Origin of the sequence: Pedobacter sp. SG908, assembly GCF_011759615.1 — a bacterium.
Lineage (GTDB): Bacteria > Bacteroidota > Bacteroidia > Sphingobacteriales > Sphingobacteriaceae > Pedobacter > Pedobacter riviphilus.
Window position 1 is genome coordinate 310,965 of sequence record NZ_JAAOYY010000003.1, and the last position, 20,451, is coordinate 331,415.

Consider the following 20,451-nt stretch of genomic DNA (forward strand, 5'->3'; position numbering starts at 1 on the left):
TAAGGGCTTGCCATTCTGAATGGCATATTCTCTCCGCAAGTTAGTCCTTCAATAAATGATTGTTCTAGCTTCTTCGATAAATATTACACAGAAACATACATGTTATTCAAAGAATTAAACCTCATTGAGCCTATTCTAAAGGCCCTTGAGACAGAAGGTTATACACAACCAACACCAATACAGGAGCAGTCTATTCCAACGATATTAAAAGGTAAAGATTTATTAGGCTGCGCACAAACCGGCACCGGAAAAACAGCAGCCTTTGCCATCCCGATGTTGCAGTTACTGCACGAAAAACACATCAACACCAAAGCAACCAAAAATATAAAGGCGCTAGTTTTAACACCTACACGCGAGCTGGCCATCCAGATTGAAGAAAGTTTTAAAGCTTATGGCCGTCATTTAAATCTACGCCATCTGGTAATTTTTGGCGGTGTAAATCAACACTCGCAGGTAGAAGCCTTAAGAAAAGGTGTTGATATTTTAGTGGCAACACCTGGCCGTTTATTAGATTTAATGAACCAGGGTTTCATTAGCTTAAACACCATCGAATTATTCGTATTGGATGAGGCCGATCGTATGCTCGATATGGGCTTTATTCACGACGTAAAAAGAGTGGTGGCTAAATTACCAGCTAAACGTCAGACTTTATTTTTCTCGGCAACCATGCCTGATGAAATCCAGAAGTTGGCCAATACGATTTTATCTAGTCCGACAAAAGTAGAAGTTACCCCTATTTCTTCTACGGCCGAAACGATTGTTCAATCGGTTTATTTTGTAGACAAACCTGATAAAAAGAAATTATTGATCCACCTTCTTGAGGATAAAAAGATCGAAACTGCTTTGGTTTTTACCCGTACCAAACATGGTGCAGATCGTATTGTTAAGGATTTGGCCCATGCAGGCATTAAAGCCGCCGCCATTCACGGTAATAAATCGCAAAATGCCAGACAAAGGGCATTAACTGATTTTAAGGACAGAAAAATCCGCGTTTTGGTCGCTACTGATATTGCTGCACGCGGTATTGACATTGATCAGTTATCACATGTTTTCAATTTCGAATTGCCGAATATCCCTGAGTCTTATGTACACAGAATTGGCCGTACAGGCCGTGCTGGTGCAAATGGTATTGCCATTTCTTTCTGCGATGCGGAAGAAAACGAATACTTATTGGATATCCAGAAGCTAATCAAAATTACACTTCCGGTTGTAGATGATCATCCTTATCCATTAAGCTGGGAAAGTATGCTGGCTAAAAACCAGGTTAAACGTAAACCACAAGCCCAATCTAAAGGTGGTGGCGGTGCTAAAAAAGGTGGTGATGGCAATATGAGCGGCAAACCACGCAACGCCAGCAACAACAGAAGATTTGGTGGCAATAGGAGAAAAAGAGACTAGATCATATCAACCGTCATTCTGAACTTGTTTCAGAATCGTACTTGAAGATAGATGCTGACCACGTAGTAGCTACAAGGCAATTGAAAATACTATGTCTACTTGTAAAATAAATTCAGCATGATGTATTGTGAGCATGACCACAATTTTATTAGACAAAAACCCGGATTACGAAACGTAGTCCGGGTTTTGTTTTTTATCGCTTTAGTCTAATCTGATCATCAATGAATTAAAACGCTGCGTCATCCCCAACTCAACTTGATTGGGAATCGCAATCCGATAGCTTTAAGATTAGCTTCGCTGAGCACTTCGTGGTTCCCGCCTGCGCGGGAATGACGGAACTTTTTATATTTCTAGCTTAGGCAAGCGCAGGGAAACCTTTCCGCTTTAGTCTTTTAGCTTTAGACTCCTTAAACAACTACATTAATAATCTTTCCTTTAACAAAAATGATCTTTTTGGTTGGTTTTCCGTCTAAGAATTTCTGGAATTGCTCATCGGCCAATAAAATGCTTTCAACTTCAGGCTGAGCCAATGTTAAACTCAAATTCAGGTTCATTTTCATTTTGCCATTAATTGAAACCGGATAGGCAAACTCATCTTCAACCAGATATTCAGGTTTAAATGTTGGGAAAGCAGTATAAGATAAAGTTCCGGCTTCATTACCTAACAACAGCCAAAGTTCTTCGCAAATATGTGGTGCATAAGGCGAAAGGATAATTACCATATCTTCCAAGATCTGACGGTTTTTACATTTCAGATCCGTTAATTCATTTACCGCAATCATAAAGCTCGATACAGAGGTATTGAATGAAAAACGCTCAATATCATCCTGTACTTTTTTAATGATTTTATGCAGCGATTTTAACTCCGCTTTTGTAGGTACCGCATCGTTTACGTGGAAAGTCCAGTCTTCATTGTGGAACAAACGCCAGAATTTACGCAAGAATTTAAATACACCTTCAATACCATTGGTGTTCCAGGGTTTGCTTTGCTCTAACGGGCCCAAAAACATTTCATACATCCGTAAAGTATCTGCCCCGTAACGCTCAATCAAATCATCGGGATTAACCACATTGAATTTTGATTTCGACATTTTTTCTACTTCAACACCGCAAATGTATTTTCCACCTTCCAGAATAAATTCTGCATTGGCATATTCTTCTCTCCAGGCCTTGAATTTAGCAATATCTAAAGTATCGTTTTCAACAATGTTCACATCAACGTGTAATGCCGAGGTTTTATATTCTTTTCTTAATCCAGCTGATACGTAGGTATTGGTAGGTTTTCCGTTCTCATCGTTAATGCGGTAAACAAAATTACTTCTACCCTGGATCATGCCCTGGTTAATCAGTTTTTTGAAAGGCTCTTCTTCTTTGGTATAACCTAAATCTTTCAAAAATTTATTCCAGAAACGGCTGTACAGTAAGTGACCCGTTGCGTGTTCAGAACCACCGATATACAAATCGACATCTTTCCAGTACTCAACCGCTTCTTTTGAAGCAAAATCGTTATTGTTATTGGCATCCATATAACGGTACCAGTACCAGCTGCTTCCTGCCCAACCCGGCATGGTGCTTAACTCATAATGTCCACCATCTTTAGGAACCCAGTCTTCGGCCCTGGCCAAAGGTGGTTCACCTGTTTCGGTTGGTAAATATTTATCTATTTCGGGTAATAACAATGGCAATTCCTCTTCCTGTACCAGATAAGGCAATCCATCTTTAAAGTAAACCGGAATTGGCTCTCCCCAATAGCGCTGGCGGCCAAAAATCGCATCACGCTGACGGAAATTTACTTTTGCCTTGCCTGCGCCACGTTCTTCTAACCAGTTATTTAAAAAGGCAACAGCCTCTTTATAGTCCATTCCGTTAATGAAACCAGAATTGATATATTTTCCTTCCTTTGTTGGATCCGCCTGCACATCAATATCTTTCTGTGCGTCTAAAATCTGTACAATCGGCAAATTAAAATGTTTAGCAAATAACCAGTCGCGTTGGTCGCCACTCGGAACGCCCATCACCGCACCAGTTCCGTAACCTGCCAATACATAATCGGCAATCCATAACTGAATGCGTTCACCGCTTACCGGATTGATAACATATGTACCTGTAAAAGCGCCAGATACCGTTTTGGTATCGGCCATACGGTCTAACTCTGATTTCTTTTTGGTTAAAGAAATATAATCTTCGATAGCCTGTTTTTGTTCTGGAGTGGTTAATTCTGCCACCCACTCATGCTCTGGGGCCAAAACCAGGTAAGAAACCCCAAAAATGGTATCAACTCGGGTGGTAAAAACTTCAATCTGTTTATCGTTTCCTTCTACCTGAAACTTCACTGATGCACCTACGCTTTTACCAATCCAGTTGCGTTGCATTTCTTTAATCGGTTCTGGCCAATCGATGGTATCTAAACCTTGCAAAAGCCTGTCAGAATAAGCGGTAATCCGCATGCTCCATTGCATCATTTTCTTTTGCTCAACAGGGAAACCGCCACGTTCAGAGAAACCATCTTTAACTTCATCGTTCGCCAAAACGGTTCCTAAAGCCGGGCACCAGTTTACAGTACTCTCGCGAAGATAAGTTAAGCGGTATTTTAACAATTCAATCTGTTTCTCTTCATCGGTAAAGGTTGCCCAATCGCTAGGCATAAATTCTTTAGTATCCTCATCACAAACGGCTTTAACATCAGCTGTACCGGAAGCATTGAACTTTTCTATTAAAGTGGTAATATCTTCTGCCCTATCGTTTTCGAGGTTGTACCATGAGTTGAACAACTGCATAAAAATCCATTGCGTCCACTTATAATAAGAAGGCTCGCTGGTACGCACTTCTCTACTCCAATCGAAAGAAAAACCAATCTGATCCAACTGCCTGCGGTAGGTTGCAATGTTTGCTTCGGTGGTAATGGCTGGATGCTGTCCGGTTTGTATGGCGTATTGCTCTGCTGGTAGTCCGAACGAATCGTATCCCATCGGATGCAGTACATTAAAGCCCTTAAGGCGTTTATATCTTGAAAAAATATCTGATGCAATGTAACCCAGTGGGTGACCAACGTGCAGGCCTGCTCCTGATGGATAAGGAAACATATCTAACACATAATATTTTGGTTTTTCAGAATTGTTTTCGGCTTTAAACGTTTGATGATCTGCCCAAAATTTCTGCCACTTTTGTTCTATTTCTTTGAATTGGTAATCCATTGCAAGTTTTAAATTTTTAAAGGGGCGAAAATACGGAAATTAAGGGGCTTAAAAAAGCAGATTAATGATAATATTTTGCCGGCAGAAATGCAGAATCAGAAGAGGTTAAGGATAAAACCTCGGCTCCTTTTGTGCAGTCAGATGTTACCATTTAACTATCGGTTATTTAAAATAAGGGAATATCTAGAATATGTGTTTTTAGTCAGTTGGCAACAACAGACACCACAATTAGGAGCTGACATCACCACTAGCCACCTGTATCACTACAAAAAAATACGCCATTGATTTTAAAACCAATGGCGCAGCAAATAATCGAGGGATTAAGATCTTATCTGGATAAAGAATATACTTTAGTAACGTTTGTTTTATCAATTTTAGCAGTAAACTCTAATTTGTTTGCAGTAATACTGTTTACTTTACAATAATTCAATCCATCGTTAATGTCCATACTAAATTGATCTGAGTAAATAATTACATACGTTCCAATTGTTCTGTTACCCGATAAACTTAGCTCTACCTGGTCATCGTTATTTGATTTGTAGTCAATATAATCACTTGTTGTACCGTAGGTAACCGTGCCATTAACCTTTTTTGGATCTTTCAATGTTTCTTCAGCAGTATAACCGGAAGTTACAATTTTATTTAAGGTCCAACGCCCCATCATTTGGGCTTTTAAAGAAGTATCATCTTTTTTGCAAGAAACAATTGTAGAGGCGATAAGTAAGAATAGGCTTAGAATAGTAATTTGTCTTTTCATAGTTAAATTTAGTTTTAAGATATCTATAATTAACGCCGTATCAACAAATTTCGTACCGCCTTTCAAAAAAAAGCAAATTTTGTTTAAGAATTTAATCCTCAAACTAAAAGCGAATCGCGTACGTTAGTATTCATTTAGCAATCATTAATTGGTGTTTATCAGGTATAATTTATATTTTCGCAGAAACAAAAATGAAATACATGGAAGAATTCGAAGTAAGTGATGCATCCAAGAAAACCAAAACCGTTTATATTTCTACTATAATCAGTATTGCCTTGGTTTTACTAATGCTGGGGCTGCTTGGTTTGGTACTTGTACATGCCAAAAACCTGTCTAACTACGTTAAAGAAAACATCGTTTTAAACATTATTGTTGATGAAGGTGCAAAAGAAGCCGATGTTTTAGCCTTTCAGAAAGAGTTAAATGCAAATCCTGCAGTGAAACAAACTCAATATGTAAATAAAGAGCTTGCCGCAAGAAATTTAACCCAGGATTTAGGTGAAGATTTTGTTAACTTTTTAGGATACAACCCACTAACTTCTACCTTTGATGTGTATTTAAAAGCAGAATATGCGAATAATAAAAGTATTGATGCCTTAAAAGCAAATATTTCTAAAAACCCTGTGGTTAAAGAAGTGGTTTACCAAAGTTCTTTAATTGATATGGTAAATAAAAACATTAATACTATCGGTTTAATTATTTTAGCCTTTGCAGCATTACTACTGATTATCTCTATAGCACTGATTAACAACACAATAAGATTAGCGATCTACTCGCAGCGCTTTTTAATTAAAAGTATGCAGCTGGTTGGTGCAACGAAAAACTTTATTAGACGTCCTTTCTTATTGTATGCTGCTTTGCACGGCCTAATTGCCGCATTTATTGCCATTATCATTTTATTGGCAACTTTAATTTATGCCCGCAAAGAGGTACCAGAGATTATTATTTTAAATAACTACCAGGAATTTGGCTTCGTATTTATAGGCCTTTTAATTGTGGGTATTTTTATAACAGGTATTAGTACATGGTTTGCAGTAAGCAGATATTTACGTTTAAAATCTTATCATCTTTATAGATAATGGCAGAAAAAAAAACAGGTCCGGTTGTAAAGGACGTTAAAAGCGAATTGGTTTTTACCAAGAAAAACTACCAGTTATTGTTAATCAGCATTGCAATTGTAGCAGTTGGCTTTATTTTAATGATGGGTACCACTGGCAATATTTATGATTTCAGAAGAACTTTACTGGCACCGATAGTGGTGTTAGCGGGTTTTGCTTTTGGTATTTATGCTATCCTAAAAAAATAATTTTATCCTAAAGGATTATACTTGAAAACGCTTAATTTACTGGTTAAGCGTTTTCTTTATTTCTTATCTTTTCTAAAAATATGAACTCTTTTGAAGCCATCGTCCTCGCTATTGTTGAAGGATTAACTGAATTTTTGCCTGTATCGAGCACCGGACACATGATTATTGCCTCGTCTTTAATGGGCATTGCATCAGAACCATTTGTAAAACTTTTCACCATTGCGATACAATTGGGTGCAATACTTTCGGTTGTTGTACTCTATTTCAAAAGATTTTTCAAATCAATAAATTTCTACATTAAATTAATAGTCGCATTTATTCCGGCGGCAGTATTTGGCCTGCTATTAAGCAAAAAAATCGACGAGTTACTGGAAAGCCCAATGGCTGTTGGTATTTCGCTATTAGTTGGCGGTGTTATCCTATTATTTGTTGATAAATGGTTCAACAAACCAACTATTAATGAAGAGGAGAACGTAACCTATTTAACGGCATTGAAAATCGGTTTCTTCCAATGTATTGCCATGATACCGGGCGTATCGCGCTCTGGAGCCACGATTGTTGGTGGTATGAGTCAAAAATTAAGCAGAAAAGTTGCCGCAGAATTTTCATTCTTCTTAGCAGTACCTACCATGTTTGCTGCAACAGCGAAAAAACTTTACGATTTTTATAAAGAAGGGCACGCCATTACCCATGAGCAAACGAACCTCTTAATTATTGGTAATGTAGTTGCTTTTGTAGTGGCACTTTTAGCGATAAAAAGTTTTATCGGGTACTTAAACAAAAATGGTTTCAAGGTTTTTGGATGGTATAGAATTGCTGCTGGTTTAATTATTATCATCTTATTGCTCAGCGGACACAAATTACAGATTATATAATCCCGGAATATTAACTACAGATATGCACAGATGATGGTTATCTGTGTGCATCCTTTTCATCTGTGGTAAAAAACGACATTGAATCCGTATCTTTGCGCAAAAAAGATTTGTGAGTACCGAAAATTCAAAATTCAAAGATTTCAATTTTGCTGAAGGCGAATTGCTTTTAATTAACAAACCATACAAATGGACTTCATTTGATGTGGTGGGCAAAATCCGTAATTCTTTAAAACCGTTAAAACTAAAGGTTGGTCATGCCGGCACCTTAGATCCACTTGCTACAGGCTTGCTAATTATCTGTACAGGAAAATTAACTAAACAGATAGATACTTTCCAGGCTGAAGAAAAAGAATATACAGGTACTATGATTTTGGGTGCTACTACCCCATCATTCGATATGGAGACTGAGGTAGATCAAAGTTTTGACATCAGTAATATTACCAAAGACGAAATTTACGCTGCATGTAAACCATTTATTGGCGATATAGAACAATATCCACCCGCACACTCTGCTGTAAAGATAAATGGCGAACGGTTATATGTAAAAGCAAGATTAGGCGAAGAAGTAGAGCTGCGCAAACGTTTTGTAAGTGTTCCTGAATTTGAAATTACCCGGATCGAACTGCCGGAGATCGATTTTAGAATTGTATGTAGTAAAGGCACTTACATCCGTTCATTAATATCCGATTTTGGTAAAACTTTAAATAGCGGGGCTTATCTTTCCAAACTTACCCGTACCCGAAGCGGAAACTTTTTGTTAAAAGATGCGTTTGAGGTATTAGAACTTGTTAATTATATTCGTACGAAGAAAGAAGAAGCTAAAACTGAAGCAGAGGCATGAACCACGTCAAAAACAGGAATACCAGGTTTATAAAAGAAATTCTTTTAATTATTGCAGGTGTAACTTCGGCATGTTTCGGCTTAAAAAGCTTTTTAATGCCCAGCCATTTTATTGATGGCGGTGTTACGGGTATTTCTCTTTTGCTAAGCACCTTAACTGGCTGGAACTTATCGTACCTTATTGCCATAATCAATATTCCATTTGTTATTTTAGGTTACAGGCAGATTGGTAAAGGCTTTGCCCTTAAAACTGCTATTGCCATTGCTGCACTCTCATTGGCGCTAATTATCCTACCCTTTCAGCCCATTACACACGATAAATTGCTTATTGCATTTTTTGGCGGTTTATTTTTAGGCGGGGGGATTGGATTGGCCATGCGTGGTGGCTGCGTAATTGATGGTACAGAGGTTTTAGCACTTTACATTAGTAAAAACAGCATTTTAACTGTTGGAAATATCATCCTGATTTTAAATATCATTATTTTTGCTTTCGCTGCTTATTTCTTAAACATCGAAACGGCGCTGTATGCCATTCTAACGTATTTATCGGCGTCGAGCACTATCGATTTCATCGTAAACGGTATAGAACAATACACGGGTGTGACCATTATTTCAGAACATCAGGAAGCCATAAAGGGGTTCATTATTAACGAAATGAAACGTGGTGTAACCATTTATAAAGGCGAAGGTGGTTACGGAGAAAAGAAAGATATCGACATTATTTTCACCGTTGTTACCAAGTTAGAGATGAGCAAGTTACAAACCGCTATCCGGCAGATTGATTCGGATGCCTTTGTAATACAACAACAGATTGCCGATTTAAAAGGCGGGGTGGTTAAACGCCATGCCTTACATTAATTTCTTATCCCATTGAAGATATACAATAACCTTTCGGATTTTAAAAAATTAGATAATGCCATTGTAACCATTGGCACTTTTGACGGTGTGCACTTCGGACACCAAAAAATCATTAAACAACTGGTACAAAAGGCGAAGGCCGATAATGGAGAAAGTGTAATATTAACTTTTTTCCCCCACCCGAGAATGATTATCGATCCAGAAAACCAGGATCTGAAGATGATCAATACCATTAATGAAAAAGCCGAGATTTTAAAAGGTCTGGGTGTAGATCATTTAATCATCACGCCATTTACAAGAGACTTCTCTAACCAGCTACCTGAAGATTATATAAAAAACACATTGGTGAATAACATTGGCACCAAGCATATTATTATTGGTTACGACCACCGTTTTGGTAAAGACCGTTCTGGAAATTTAAGCGATTTAAAAGCCGCTGGTTTACATTATGGTTTTAGTGTTGAAGAAATTATGGAGCAGGATATTCATGATGTTGCGGTAAGCTCGACCAAAATCCGTCAGGCATTACTCGCTGGAGATGTAAGTTTAGCCAATGATTATCTGGGTTATCCGTTTTCTATTTTTGGAAGGGTAATTAAAGGTGATAAAATTGGCAGAACAATTGGTTTCCCAACAGCTAATATCTTTGTCGAAGAAACTTATAAATTGATTCCTGGCGATGGCATTTATGCGGTTACTGTTGATATGAGTGCCGAATTTAAAGAAGAAGGTCCAGAATCGACAAACAGACTTCAGACTTCAGACTCTGGACTTCGAACTTATAAAGGAATGGCCTACATTGGGCAGCGACCAACCATTAACGGGATGACCAGAAATATTGAAGTAAATATTTTCGATTTTAACCAGGAAATTTATGGCCAGGATATTAAAATGAACTTTTTGAAATTCCTTCGTCACGACGTAAAATTTACCGGATTAGAAGCCCTAACCATTCAGTTACAAAAAGACAAGGAGGCTACTTTAGCTTATTTTAATGGGTAATTACTACTGTGGATACAAAATTAAATCACTAATAAATCTAAAATCTTTTTGATTATAAGTAAATAGTTTTAGCTTAGTTTCTATCGCTGTTGCGGCAATTAACGAATCAGGTATTGCAAGTCCATGGCTTAATTTAAAACCCTGCATTAAATTAATTGCAGTTAAATTTATTCTTTCATTAATTAATATAATACTAAATCTACTCAGTTTTTTATTAATAGTGTTAAGATCTAACTTATTAGTGGCTCCAAACAATAATTCCATTTTGGTAACGGATGAAATGATAACATTATCTAATCCTATATCCGTTTCTAGTAGCACTGTTGCTGATGCATTCCTACTTTTATTTTTATCAAAATAATCTATTAATACATCCGTATCGCAAATTATTTTTTCCTTTGCCATGCAGTATTTCTTAATTCCTCAGCCCTTAGATCCTTTCCTGTAAAAACATCATGTAATTTGGAGATATCAATCGATCCATCTCCAATGATTACAGGAATACCATTAATACTTGCTTCTTTTTTAATCTTTGCTTTAGCTTTATGATCCGCAACAGAAAAATTCAAGTATTTGCCTAACTCCTTAAGTGCTTCCAAAGTTTTATTGCTTTTATATTTAATTGTTACTTCTTTCATTAGATTCAATTTTTTTCAATGTTCACAAATCATCTACATACAAATTTAATCAATATTTCTTATAATAATACTCCTAGCGTTTTGTGGCTAATAAGCATTATATCCGAAAGACTGCATCAATTTAAATCCAATTTTTCTTTCAAAAAAGCCTCATTTTCGTTATATTAGCGGCAATGAGGCTTTTTTACATCATCTTTTTTCTATCTATCTCCATTAATTTTGCGGCCTTCGCATCGCAGGAAAAAAGAAATGATGTACCATTAAAAAACACCAAAATAAGTTTCATTTCGAGCAAAAAAAATATTAAATCCAATTCCGATTTCAATCAGGGCAGTGAAAGTCTGCAAAAAGATTTTATCAACAACCCTATTATAAAAATATCTTCCAGTGCGTTTGTACTGATTACTTTTTTGTTGTTCCTTTTTTTCAAGAACAAAACCATCAATACCAAAGTTATAATCAAGAGATTAAAATATAATTATTGGTGTTTGTTTAAAATGCTCTATCCAAAACATGTTTTTTGGTAAGTAATTTCATTTTTAACCACAATGTGGAGTTTTCAATAAAATGCCAAGTAATAATACTTGGAAATAAATTATTTAATCATCAATACCCATTTTTTATAGATGCATTTACCCGATTTAATTGCCGATTTAGGATTAATCCTTGCAGCTGCAGGGATAACCACCCTCATATTTAAACGAATTAAACAACCCCTGGTTTTAGGTTACATACTGGCTGGCCTGTTGGTTGGCTCACATTTAGATTTTTTTCCTTCAGTTACCGATACAAAAAGCATTAACATTTGGGGTGAAATAGGCGTAATTTTCCTTTTATTCAGCTTAGGTTTAGAATTCAGTTTTAAAAAACTGGTTAAAGTTGGTGGTTCAGCCTCCATTACGGCGATTGTAAAAGTCCTTTTTATCATTCTGGCGGGCTACTTAGTCGGTAAAGCAATGGGCTGGAAGGACATGGATAGTTTATTCTTAGGGGGGATTTTGTCTATCTCATCAACAATGATTACCATTAAGGCCTTTGAAGAACTTGGTTTAAAACATAAAAAGTTTGCTGGCCTGGTTTTCGGGGTTTTAATTGTTGAAGATCTGGTGGCCATCTTGTTACTGGTATTATTCTCTACCCTGGCGGTTAGTCAGCAATCGGCAGGTACGGAAATGCTTTATTCCATCTTAAAACTGGCTTTTTTCCTGGTACTTTGGTTCCTGGGCGGAATATTCCTGGTTCCATCATTTCTCAAAGCAACCAAGAAATTAATGAATGACGAAACCATGTTGGTGGTATCGTTAGCCTTATGTTTGGTAATGGTATTACTGGCCGATAAGGTGGGCTTCTCTCCTGCCCTGGGTGCATTTATTATGGGTTCCATTTTAGCAGAAACCACACAGGCAGAAAGAATCGAACATTTAACTAAATCAGTAAAGGATTTATTCGCAGCAGTATTTTTTGTTTCAGTTGGTATGCTGATTGATCCTTCCATGCTGGTTAAGTATTGGGTTCCAATTTTAGTAGCTACCGTGGTTATTATCTTCGGGAAAATCATATTTACCATTTTAGGTGCATTATTATCTGGCCAGCCGCTAAAAACTTCGGTACAATCAGGCATGAGTTTGGCGCAGATTGGCGAGTTTTCATTCATCATTGCCTCATTAGGTTTAACACTTAAAGTAACCAGCGATTTCCTCTATCCTATCGCGGTAGCAGCTGCGGCGATCACGACCTTTACTACACCATATTTAATTAAACTATCCGAACCTTTTTACCAGTATTTGAACCGTGTTTTACCAAAAAAATGGCTTAATGGTATCGAAAGATATAGCTCCAGTACCGAAGGAATTACCACGTTAAGCGATTGGAAGGTTTTATTGAGGTCTTATATCTTTAATACGATTATCCACTCGGTAATCATCATAGCAATCATATTTCTGGCTTACCGATATGTTCAGCCTTTTATTGTGAGCAATATTTCCGATAGTTTAACTTCTATTATTATCAGCGTAGTGGTTTCGTTTATTTTAATGTCACCATTTTTATGGGCATTATCTATCCGAAGGATCCAGCGAACAGCCTATTCCCACCTTTGGCTGAACAAAAAATATACCCGGGGCCCGTTAATTGCCATCGAATTTTTCAGAATAGCCTTAGGGATTTTCTTTGTAGGTTTTTTAATGTATGAGTTTTTTGATACCTGGATTGCCGCTGTAATTGCATTGGGTTTAATTGTCATTGGTATGATCATTTTCTCGCGAAAATTACAGTCATTTTATGATAAACTGGAAAGGCGTTTCATGTTGAACCTGAACGCCCGTGAAAGCCAAAAACCGAATATTTTACCTTGGGATACCCACTTAACTGAACTCATTGTTTCTCCCGAATCGGAAGTGGTTGGAAAAACACTCACCGAATTAATGATCAGGGAAAAATATGGCGTTAACATTGCTTTAATAGAACGAGGAAGAAATAACATTCCAACGCCTGGAAGAGATGAGCGGCTTTATCCAAACGATAAACTGCTATTAATTGGTGCTGATGATCAATTGGCTGCTGTTAAAGCACTTTTAGAAGTTGATGCTCCAGAAACAGCTGAAGAAAGTAATTTTCCAAATAAAGAAATGACCTTGCAAAAGGTAGTTGTTCATGCCGAATCGCCGGTTTATGGATTAAGTATTAGAAATGCAGGTATCCGCGAAAAAGCACAGGCATTAATTGTTGGTATAGAAAGGGGTACTGATCGGATATTGAATCCTTCATCTGACTTTGTATTCGACAATGGCGATGTAATTTGGATTGTAGGCAATAACAAGAAGATCAAGGAGGTTATATAGATAGTCTGGAGTCCTTAGTCCGAAGCCGGAAGTCTATTGACTGAGGACTTTTGACTAAGGACTAAAAAACATATCTTCGTACATAACCTAACCTATGAAAGTCGATAGAGAAAAGAGTGAGTTTCTTGATGATATGATTGAGCAATGGCAAAGTGACGGCTTAATTAATAATGAAACAGGCGATAAACTCCGTAAAAGTTATGAAGCAAAAAACTTCGATTGGTTACGCCTGGCGCAGTATGCTTTTTGGGTAGCCCTGGCTTGCGGTTTTATTGCACTTGGATCGCTCCTCATTGATAATTCGATCTTAAACTATTTAAAACGGGTTTACAATACACCAAACATTGTAATTGCTATTGTTTCCGGCGGATTGGCAGCATGGCTTTACATTCTAGGTTTTAAGCGAAAAAAGAAACTGGCCCATTTAAAGTTTAGTAATGAGGCCATCGTTTTTTCAGCCATTTTACTTACTGCGAATGCCATTGCCTATTTCGGGAAAGCGCTGGATAATGGATCTGGCAATTTCTCCATCCTGATTTTAATATCTGTTTTCATTTATGGGGCTTTGGGTTATATCTTCAATTCGCGTTTAATCTGGATTTTTGCTTTGATATCTTTAGGTGCCTGGTTTGGTACCGAAACAGGTTATTTAAGCCGTTGGAATTATTACTTCCTTGGCATGAATTATCCTTTGCGCTTTGTGGTTTTTGGCGCTGCATTAACCGCAGCATCGTTCATTATGAAAATTTTCCCAAAAACACAGAACTTCTTTCAGGTCACCTATATCGCAGGGATGGTGTACTTGTTTGTATCACTTTGGGCCTTATCGGTGTTCGGCAATTTTGCCAGTTTAGAAGAATGGTACAAAGTTAGGCAGCTGAGTTTGTTTTATTGGGCGTTAATTTCAGGAGCCATTTGTGTAGCAAGCACTTTATTTGGTTTAAAATACCGTGATGATATTGCCCGCGAATTCGGGATCACTTTTCTTTTTATTAACCTTTACACACGCTATTTCGAATACTTTTGGGACAGCTGGCATAAAGCTTTATTCTTTTCAGTCCTGGCAGCCTCTTTTTGGTTGATTGGAAGAAAAGCAGAGAAAATATGGAATGTGGAGTTTTTGAAGTAATGGTTAATACCAGTTTGAAGTGAAAAAACTATTCTTCAATTTATAAGATTAATACATTTTATTGTGATAAGCATGCAAGTTGAAAGGCAAAATTTATATACTAAGATTATTGAACTGCTTAACCAAGCGAGGCAAAATGTAGCACAAACCATTAATAATACAATGGCTACCACTTACTTCGAAATTGGCAGAATGATTGTTGAAGAAGAGCAGCAAGGAAAAGAAAAAGCAGAATATGGCAAACGAGTTTTAAAAGAACTCTCGGGAAAACTGGTTGTAAAGTTTGGCAAAGGCTTTTCTGAAACAAATTTGAGGCAAATACGCAATTTTTATTTACTGTATTCAATTCAGCAGACAGTGTCTGCTGAATTGGGAAAAGATCAGACAGCCCCCAACGAATTCAAAAATGAAGAAATTGCCGATACAGTACCTCGTAAATCTATAAATCAGCAGACACTGTCTGCGCAATTCAAACTTACATGGTCTCATTACCTTAAGTTAATGAGAATAACCGATGTAAACGAACGTAATTTCTACGAAGTAGAGGCAATCAAAAACAATTGGAGTCTACGGGAGCTACAACGTCAATACGATTCAGCACTATATGCACGATTAGCGCTAAGTAAAAATAAAGAAGAGCTAATATCACTTGGGCAAAAGGGACAGATTATCGAAAAAAGTAAGGACTTAATAAAAGATCCTTATGTATTAGAGTTTTTAGGCTTGCCCGAAAAAAGTTTTTATTCAGAAAATGACTTAGAGCAAAGGTTAATAGATAAACTTGAACATTTTTTATTAGAATTAGGCAATGGCTTTACCTTTGTAGCACGTCAAAAAAGAATAACTTTCGAAGAAAAACATTTCAAAATAGATTTAGTTTTCTATAACCGTATCTTAAAGTGTTTCGTACTTATCGATTTAAAAATCGGAGAATTAAAACATCAAGATATAGGCCAGATGCAGATGTATGTGAACTATTTCGATAGAGAAGTAAAACTTGAGGATGAAAACAAAACCATCGGTATTATCCTTTGTCAAGATAAAAGTGAATCCGTAGTAAGATATACACTTCCAGAAAACAACGAACAAATTTTCGCAAGTAAGTATTTAACGGTTTTACCTAGTGAAAAGGATTTCATTAAAATCATTGAGAATTAATTCAAATGAAAATATACCAGCAAGCTTTAGCTCTTAGAGAACGAAGAAGAGGTTTTCATATCATTACCGACGAAATTGAAGATGCCTTACCGCAGCTTGATGAGATTAACATTGGCATTTGCCAGGTTTTTATACAGCATACTTCCGCTTCTCTTACCATCAACGAAAATGCAGATCCTACGGTTCGGGCTGATTTTGAAATGTTCTTTAATAAAACCGTAAAAGAAAACGATCCCGATTATGAGCATGACTATGAAGGATCGGATGATATGCCTGCGCACTTAAAATCGGCACTTTTGGGCAGTTCTGTAACCATTCCAATCAGAAATGGCCGATTGGCGCTTGGTACCTGGCAGGGCATTTATCTTTGCGAACATCGCAACCATGGCGGGCAAAGAAGATTAATTATTACAGCTTGGGGCGAATAAAATTAGCTCTTCTTAAATTTCAAACAAAAAAAGCTCCGAATTTTAGTCGGAGCTGTATTCTTTGTCGATAGGCGAGATTTATGTTATTTGGCCTTAATCCACGATGCAATATCGTTCACTAAAGTGTCGGATACACTTACGGCAGCCTGATATTGGGCCATCGTACCCTTTTCTGTTTGAGAACTTAACAGGTGGTTTAAATCTGGGTAAAATTTAAGAACCACATTTTTCTTTTTACTCAAGGCAGTATTCCATAAATCAAAATCTACTTTACCCACCTGAAAATCATTACCGCCCTGCAATACATATATTTTAGGTTTCGAAAGGCTTTTTGCTACAGCAACCTGATTGTAGGTATTTAAATCTGCCCAATATTTTGCAGGCAGTCCTAAAATTAAAGAATCAGGCTTTATGGTAGTTCCCAACTGCGAAATTCTACTTTTATCAATTTCCAAATTAGCATCTGCCAATTGTTTTTTAAAGGCAGCTGTTGTATCGTTAGCCTGATCGAACATATACTTATTCTGATCAACAATAATATCTGTTAGTTTTCGTGCAGGTGCTGCTGCCAAAATAATCCCTTCTAAATCAGGTGTAAGCGTTGCTATTTTAGGCGCTAACATCCCGCCTAAACTATGACCGAATACATAAACGGCTTTAGGATTAGCGCCAGCAACCGTTTTTGCAAGTGCAATAGCTGCAGTTGCATCATCCAATACCTCTTCTTTTACAGTAAACGCTTTATTAAATTCGTTTGGATAGATTAAGGTTCGTTTTACATAACGAACAGAAGCAATTCCTTTAGAGGCTAAACCACCGGCCAAATCTTTAAAAGGTTTATTCGCACCAACTGTTTCATCCATATCGGCAGGGCCAGAGCCGTGAACAAATACCACTACAGGGAAATTTTTGACATTTTTGGGGGTGGTGATAATAGCTGCCAATTGTTTTCCTGCGGGGCCAATATATACTGACTTTTCCTGGTATAAACTGGTATCAACATAAGTGGGTTTTAAATAACTGGCCGCCTTTCGGGAAGGTGCAAGGAAGATTCCAACTATTTTCTGCTGTTTATTAAAACCTAAAATAAAGTTCTGATCACCGTTGGCAAATTTACCTTCTACCGTTACCGCGAAAAACTCGCCCTGGGCTTTACTTTGGATGGCATCTAACGATTCTGCCTTTCCGTACTTTGTTCCAATATCGCCCCAGAGTTTCTTTAAACTCTCTTCTGTTAATTTCGTTTTTAAAGTATCGTCAAAGAAGGCATGGGCATCTTTAAATTTCTCTTCCTGCAACAGTTTAAAAAAGTCGTTTGCACCATTGAAGAGCTGGATTACATTTTGAGAAAATGCAGTGGTTGTAAATAATAAAGCAATTATGAATAAAAGGCTCTTTTTCATCCGTATGTTTTTGTTTTAATGGTAATGAGATTTCACGATTTATCCTTTTCTGGATCTGAAAATCATGATGCTTTCATGTATTGTGTTTGGTTGTTTACAATACCCAAAGTTAACAATATTTGGTTCTGAAAAGCCTTTAACTAAACTAGCCGTTTAGTTTTAACTAATTTTAACATTTGATGCCAGTTTCTTCCATAAAACATATGGGATAAACATAATTACCAGGGCAATAAGCGGTGGAATTAAAAGCGACATGCCATCGCCAACAAATGCCCTGGAGGCAAAGGCACCAATAAAATTAATGGCAAAACCGGCATAAGCCCATTCTTTAAGAGTAATAAATTTATTTTGTAAGATAGATGCCGCCCCAAGCAATTTTGCTATACCAACAATGATAAGCAGATACATCGGATAGCCAAGGTGCTTAAGTACTTCTTTGCCTGCTTCCTGCTGAGTAATTCCTCCAATGCCATCCATAATCATCATTAATGCAAAAATAATGGTGGCAATCCAATACCATGTTTTTAACCTCTTCATATTATCTGTTTTTATCGTAATTAATTAACCAATTATTCCCAAAGCGATCTGTTAAATCGCCAAAAAGTGCTCCCCAAAATGTTTCCTGTAGCGGGTGCGATACCTTCCCTCCTGCTGAAAGTTTATGGTAAAAAGACTGGGCCTCTTCTTCCGAGCTGCAATTCAACATCATAGAAATTGAATTGCCTTTAATTAATCCACGTTCTTCTACCATATCTGTTGCCATAATCACCAAATCATCTTTAGCCAAAACAGCATGCATAATGCTCCGTTTCATAATATTGGGCATTTTATCAACAATAACCGATTCGCCGATGGTTTCGAGGGTCAATTCTCCCCCCAAACATTCCTGATAAAATATCATTGCTTCACGGCAGTTTCCGTTAAAAGTGAGATATGAATTTATACTTGCCAATTGAATTTATTTTTTGATGCCTACCATTAAGCGCACATCTGTTTCGTTCATATACATTTCAAGGCAATAGCCTTTTGGATCAATGTTGGATTGATCAAGCAATTTTTCGAAGGTCTTCCCAATTTGGCTAACATCTTTCATAAAATCGGGAACCAGTTCACTAATAAATGTTCCTTTCTTTATGGTAAAAGTTTCGATACCAAATTTCTCAGCTTCGCCATCTGTTATTTCTTCAACGGCAGCCTTATAAATAATCTCTCGCTTTTCATTAGGTCTGCTTATTCCAAAATACCTGCGTTGCTGATCAGGGGGAAACAGTGCGTGAAGTTTTTGGTGCGCCGCTAATACTCCGTTTGGGAAAGATTCTGCAGTAATGCACATTACCTTAATGTCCTCATTTAAAATATACTCTTCCATTGTCATTATCGGCATTACCGCTTTAAAGATTAACTGTAAACGATTAACAACACAAACATACGGGCAGAAATCAACATGCTAAATATGCAGAAACGACAATTGCGGGGGTTGTTTACGACAAATAGCCTCGTTATATTTGAATTATGAAACATGTATCTATCTTAATTCCAGAGACTGCCGTGATTGAAGCCATTGCAGATCCCCGCTATCTATTTACCGCTGTTAACGAATTTTTACAAGCATCGGGCAAACTCCCGCTTTTTAAAGTTGAGCTTATAGGAATGACGAAAGAGGTGAGGTTGAACAACAGCCTTTTTTCTGTGCACGCCGATAAACTGTTACATGAGGTTGAACATACCGACCTTATATTTGTACCAGCCATTAGCGGCAACATAGGTTATGCGATGGAAGCCAACCAGGATCTACTACCATGGATTATAAAACAGCATGCTAAAGGTGCAGAAGTAGCCTCACTCTGTATGGGTGCTTTTTTACTGGCTGCAACCGGTTTGTTAAATGGAAGAAAGTGTTCAACACATTGGTTGTTTGCCAACCAATTCAGAGAAATGTTTCCTGAAGTAGAGCTGGTAGATGGTAGTATTATTACCGATGCTCAGGGTTTATACTCTAGCGGTGGTGCAAACTCTTACTGGAATTTACTTTTATACCTGGTTGAAAAGCATACAGATAGGGATACCGCCATTTTAGCCGCTAAATACTTCGCTATTGATATCGATCGCGAGAGTCAGCTGGCTTTTATGATGTTTCAAGGGCAAAAGGGGCATGAGGATGCAAAAATTAAAAAAGCACAGGAATTTATTGATGGCAATTACCAAGACCGGATTACGGTAGATCAACTGGCTGATATGTTGGCATTGGGTAGAAGAAGTTTTGAACGGAGATTTAAAAGTGCGACCAAAAATACAGTAATCGAGTACATTCAAAGGGTTAAAATTGAGGCTGCCAAGCGAAGTTTCGAGTCGAGCCGAAAAAACATAACTGAGGTAATGTTTGATGTAGGTTATACAGATACAAAATCGTTCAGGGATGTTTTCAAAAAAATAACGGGTTTAACACCCATTGAATACCGGAACAAATACCATAAAGCCGTACCTGTTTTGCAGGTTTAAATAGATTTTCAGAAAAAAATAAAAAAAATTTAAGCTGTACACAATATATTCTATTTACAGCGTTTATGTATGTGAGAGCGTTAATTTAGATGACGGGGATACTGCCTAAGGGTGGAATCCCCGTTT

General features: G+C 37.2%; 20 protein-coding genes. 12 read left to right on the forward strand and 8 right to left on the reverse strand.

Features of this window, described 5'->3' with window-relative positions; genetic code table 11:
- Positions 1-99: 99 nt before the first annotated feature.
- Positions 100-1,398 (forward strand): DEAD/DEAH box helicase, encoded by a 1,299-nt coding sequence (locus FHT21_RS21990; RefSeq protein WP_167296882.1) that lies wholly within the window; start codon positions 100-102, stop codon positions 1,396-1,398.
- Between the two features lie 407 nt (positions 1,399-1,805).
- On the opposite strand, the gene leuS is transcribed toward FHT21_RS21990, so the two are convergent.
- Together leuS and FHT21_RS22000 are read right to left on the reverse strand one after the other, a co-directional pair.
- Positions 1,806-4,592, reverse strand: coding sequence for a leucine--tRNA ligase (gene leuS / locus FHT21_RS21995; RefSeq protein WP_167296883.1), 2,787 nt, complete (start codon positions 4,590-4,592; stop codon positions 1,806-1,808).
- A gap of 328 nt (positions 4,593-4,920) precedes the next feature.
- Positions 4,921-5,349: a hypothetical protein gene (locus tag FHT21_RS22000; RefSeq protein ID WP_167296884.1), complete on the reverse strand. Its 429-nt coding sequence runs from the start codon at positions 5,347-5,349 to the stop codon at positions 4,921-4,923.
- A 200-nt stretch (positions 5,350-5,549) separates the two neighbouring features.
- Between FHT21_RS22000 and FHT21_RS22005 the strand changes: the two genes are divergently transcribed.
- The 6 genes from FHT21_RS22005 to FHT21_RS22030 all read left to right on the forward strand — a co-directional run bounded on the left by FHT21_RS22005 (position 5,550) and on the right by FHT21_RS22030 (position 10,230).
- On the forward strand, positions 5,550-6,428 hold the full coding sequence (locus FHT21_RS22005) for a permease-like cell division protein FtsX (protein WP_167296885.1): 879 nt from the start codon (positions 5,550-5,552) through the stop codon (positions 6,426-6,428).
- Positions 6,428-6,655 (forward strand): DUF3098 domain-containing protein, encoded by a 228-nt coding sequence (locus FHT21_RS22010; RefSeq protein ID WP_167296886.1) that lies wholly within the window; start codon positions 6,428-6,430, stop codon positions 6,653-6,655. The genes FHT21_RS22005 and FHT21_RS22010 overlap by 1 nt, the downstream gene beginning before the upstream one ends.
- Positions 6,656-6,735: 80 nt before the next feature.
- Positions 6,736-7,530 carry an undecaprenyl-diphosphate phosphatase gene (locus FHT21_RS22015; RefSeq protein ID WP_167296887.1) on the forward strand — a complete coding sequence of 265 codons (795 nt, stop codon included), beginning with the start codon at positions 6,736-6,738 and terminating at the stop codon, positions 7,528-7,530.
- Between the two features lie 109 nt (positions 7,531-7,639).
- On the forward strand, positions 7,640-8,371 hold the full coding sequence (truB, locus tag FHT21_RS22020) for a tRNA pseudouridine(55) synthase TruB (protein WP_167296888.1): 732 nt from the start codon (positions 7,640-7,642) through the stop codon (positions 8,369-8,371).
- A complete protein-coding gene (locus FHT21_RS22025; RefSeq protein ID WP_167296889.1) occupies positions 8,368-9,228 on the forward strand; it encodes a YitT family protein in 861 nt (286 codons plus the stop codon). The genes truB and FHT21_RS22025 overlap by 4 nt, the downstream gene beginning before the upstream one ends.
- A gap of 12 nt (positions 9,229-9,240) precedes the next feature.
- On the forward strand, positions 9,241-10,230 hold the full coding sequence (locus tag FHT21_RS22030) for a bifunctional riboflavin kinase/FAD synthetase (RefSeq protein ID WP_167296890.1): 990 nt from the start codon (positions 9,241-9,243) through the stop codon (positions 10,228-10,230).
- A 3-nt stretch (positions 10,231-10,233) separates the two neighbouring features.
- On the opposite strand, the gene FHT21_RS22035 is transcribed toward FHT21_RS22030, so the two are convergent.
- Positions 10,234-10,635 carry a type II toxin-antitoxin system VapC family toxin gene (locus FHT21_RS22035; RefSeq protein ID WP_167296891.1) on the reverse strand — a complete coding sequence of 134 codons (402 nt, stop codon included), beginning with the start codon at positions 10,633-10,635 and terminating at the stop codon, positions 10,234-10,236.
- On the reverse strand, positions 10,617-10,868 hold the full coding sequence (locus FHT21_RS22040) for a hypothetical protein (RefSeq protein WP_167296892.1): 252 nt from the start codon (positions 10,866-10,868) through the stop codon (positions 10,617-10,619). The genes FHT21_RS22035 and FHT21_RS22040 overlap by 19 nt, the downstream gene beginning before the upstream one ends.
- 626 nt (positions 10,869-11,494) lie before the next feature.
- Between FHT21_RS22040 and FHT21_RS22045 the strand changes: the two genes are divergently transcribed.
- From FHT21_RS22045 to FHT21_RS22060, 4 genes are all read left to right on the forward strand, one after another.
- Positions 11,495-13,708, forward strand: coding sequence for a cation:proton antiporter (locus FHT21_RS22045; RefSeq protein WP_167296893.1), 2,214 nt, complete (start codon positions 11,495-11,497; stop codon positions 13,706-13,708).
- Between the two features lie 94 nt (positions 13,709-13,802).
- Positions 13,803-14,837, forward strand: coding sequence for a DUF2157 domain-containing protein (locus FHT21_RS22050; RefSeq protein WP_167296894.1), 1,035 nt, complete (start codon positions 13,803-13,805; stop codon positions 14,835-14,837).
- A 72-nt stretch (positions 14,838-14,909) separates the two neighbouring features.
- Complete coding sequence (locus FHT21_RS22055; RefSeq protein ID WP_167296895.1) at positions 14,910-15,995, forward strand: PDDEXK nuclease domain-containing protein; 1,086 nt, start codon at positions 14,910-14,912, stop codon at positions 15,993-15,995.
- Between the two features lie 5 nt (positions 15,996-16,000).
- Positions 16,001-16,423, forward strand: coding sequence for a secondary thiamine-phosphate synthase enzyme YjbQ (locus FHT21_RS22060; RefSeq protein WP_167296896.1), 423 nt, complete (start codon positions 16,001-16,003; stop codon positions 16,421-16,423).
- Between the two features lie 83 nt (positions 16,424-16,506).
- Here FHT21_RS22060 and FHT21_RS22065 read toward each other — a convergent pair whose 3' ends face one another.
- From FHT21_RS22065 to FHT21_RS22080, 4 genes are all read right to left on the reverse strand, one after another.
- Entirely contained in the window at positions 16,507-17,826 is a 1,320-nt protein-coding gene (locus FHT21_RS22065; RefSeq protein ID WP_167296897.1) for a DUF3887 domain-containing protein, read from the reverse strand.
- Positions 17,827-17,985: 159 nt separating this feature from the next.
- The gene (locus tag FHT21_RS22070) at positions 17,986-18,363 is read right to left on the reverse strand and encodes a DoxX family protein (RefSeq protein ID WP_167296898.1); all 378 of its coding nucleotides are present in this window, start codon (positions 18,361-18,363) and stop codon (positions 17,986-17,988) included.
- A gap of 1 nt (position 18,364) precedes the next feature.
- Positions 18,365-18,778: a VOC family protein gene (locus tag FHT21_RS22075; protein WP_167296899.1), complete on the reverse strand. Its 414-nt coding sequence runs from the start codon at positions 18,776-18,778 to the stop codon at positions 18,365-18,367.
- Positions 18,779-18,784: 6 nt separating this feature from the next.
- Positions 18,785-19,195, reverse strand: coding sequence for a transcriptional regulator (locus FHT21_RS22080; protein WP_167296900.1), 411 nt, complete (start codon positions 19,193-19,195; stop codon positions 18,785-18,787).
- A gap of 143 nt (positions 19,196-19,338) precedes the next feature.
- Here FHT21_RS22080 and FHT21_RS22085 point away from each other — a divergent pair, with 143 nt between their 5' ends.
- Positions 19,339-20,325 (forward strand): helix-turn-helix domain-containing protein, encoded by a 987-nt coding sequence (locus FHT21_RS22085; RefSeq protein WP_167296901.1) that lies wholly within the window; start codon positions 19,339-19,341, stop codon positions 20,323-20,325.
- Positions 20,326-20,451 lie beyond the last annotated feature (126 nt).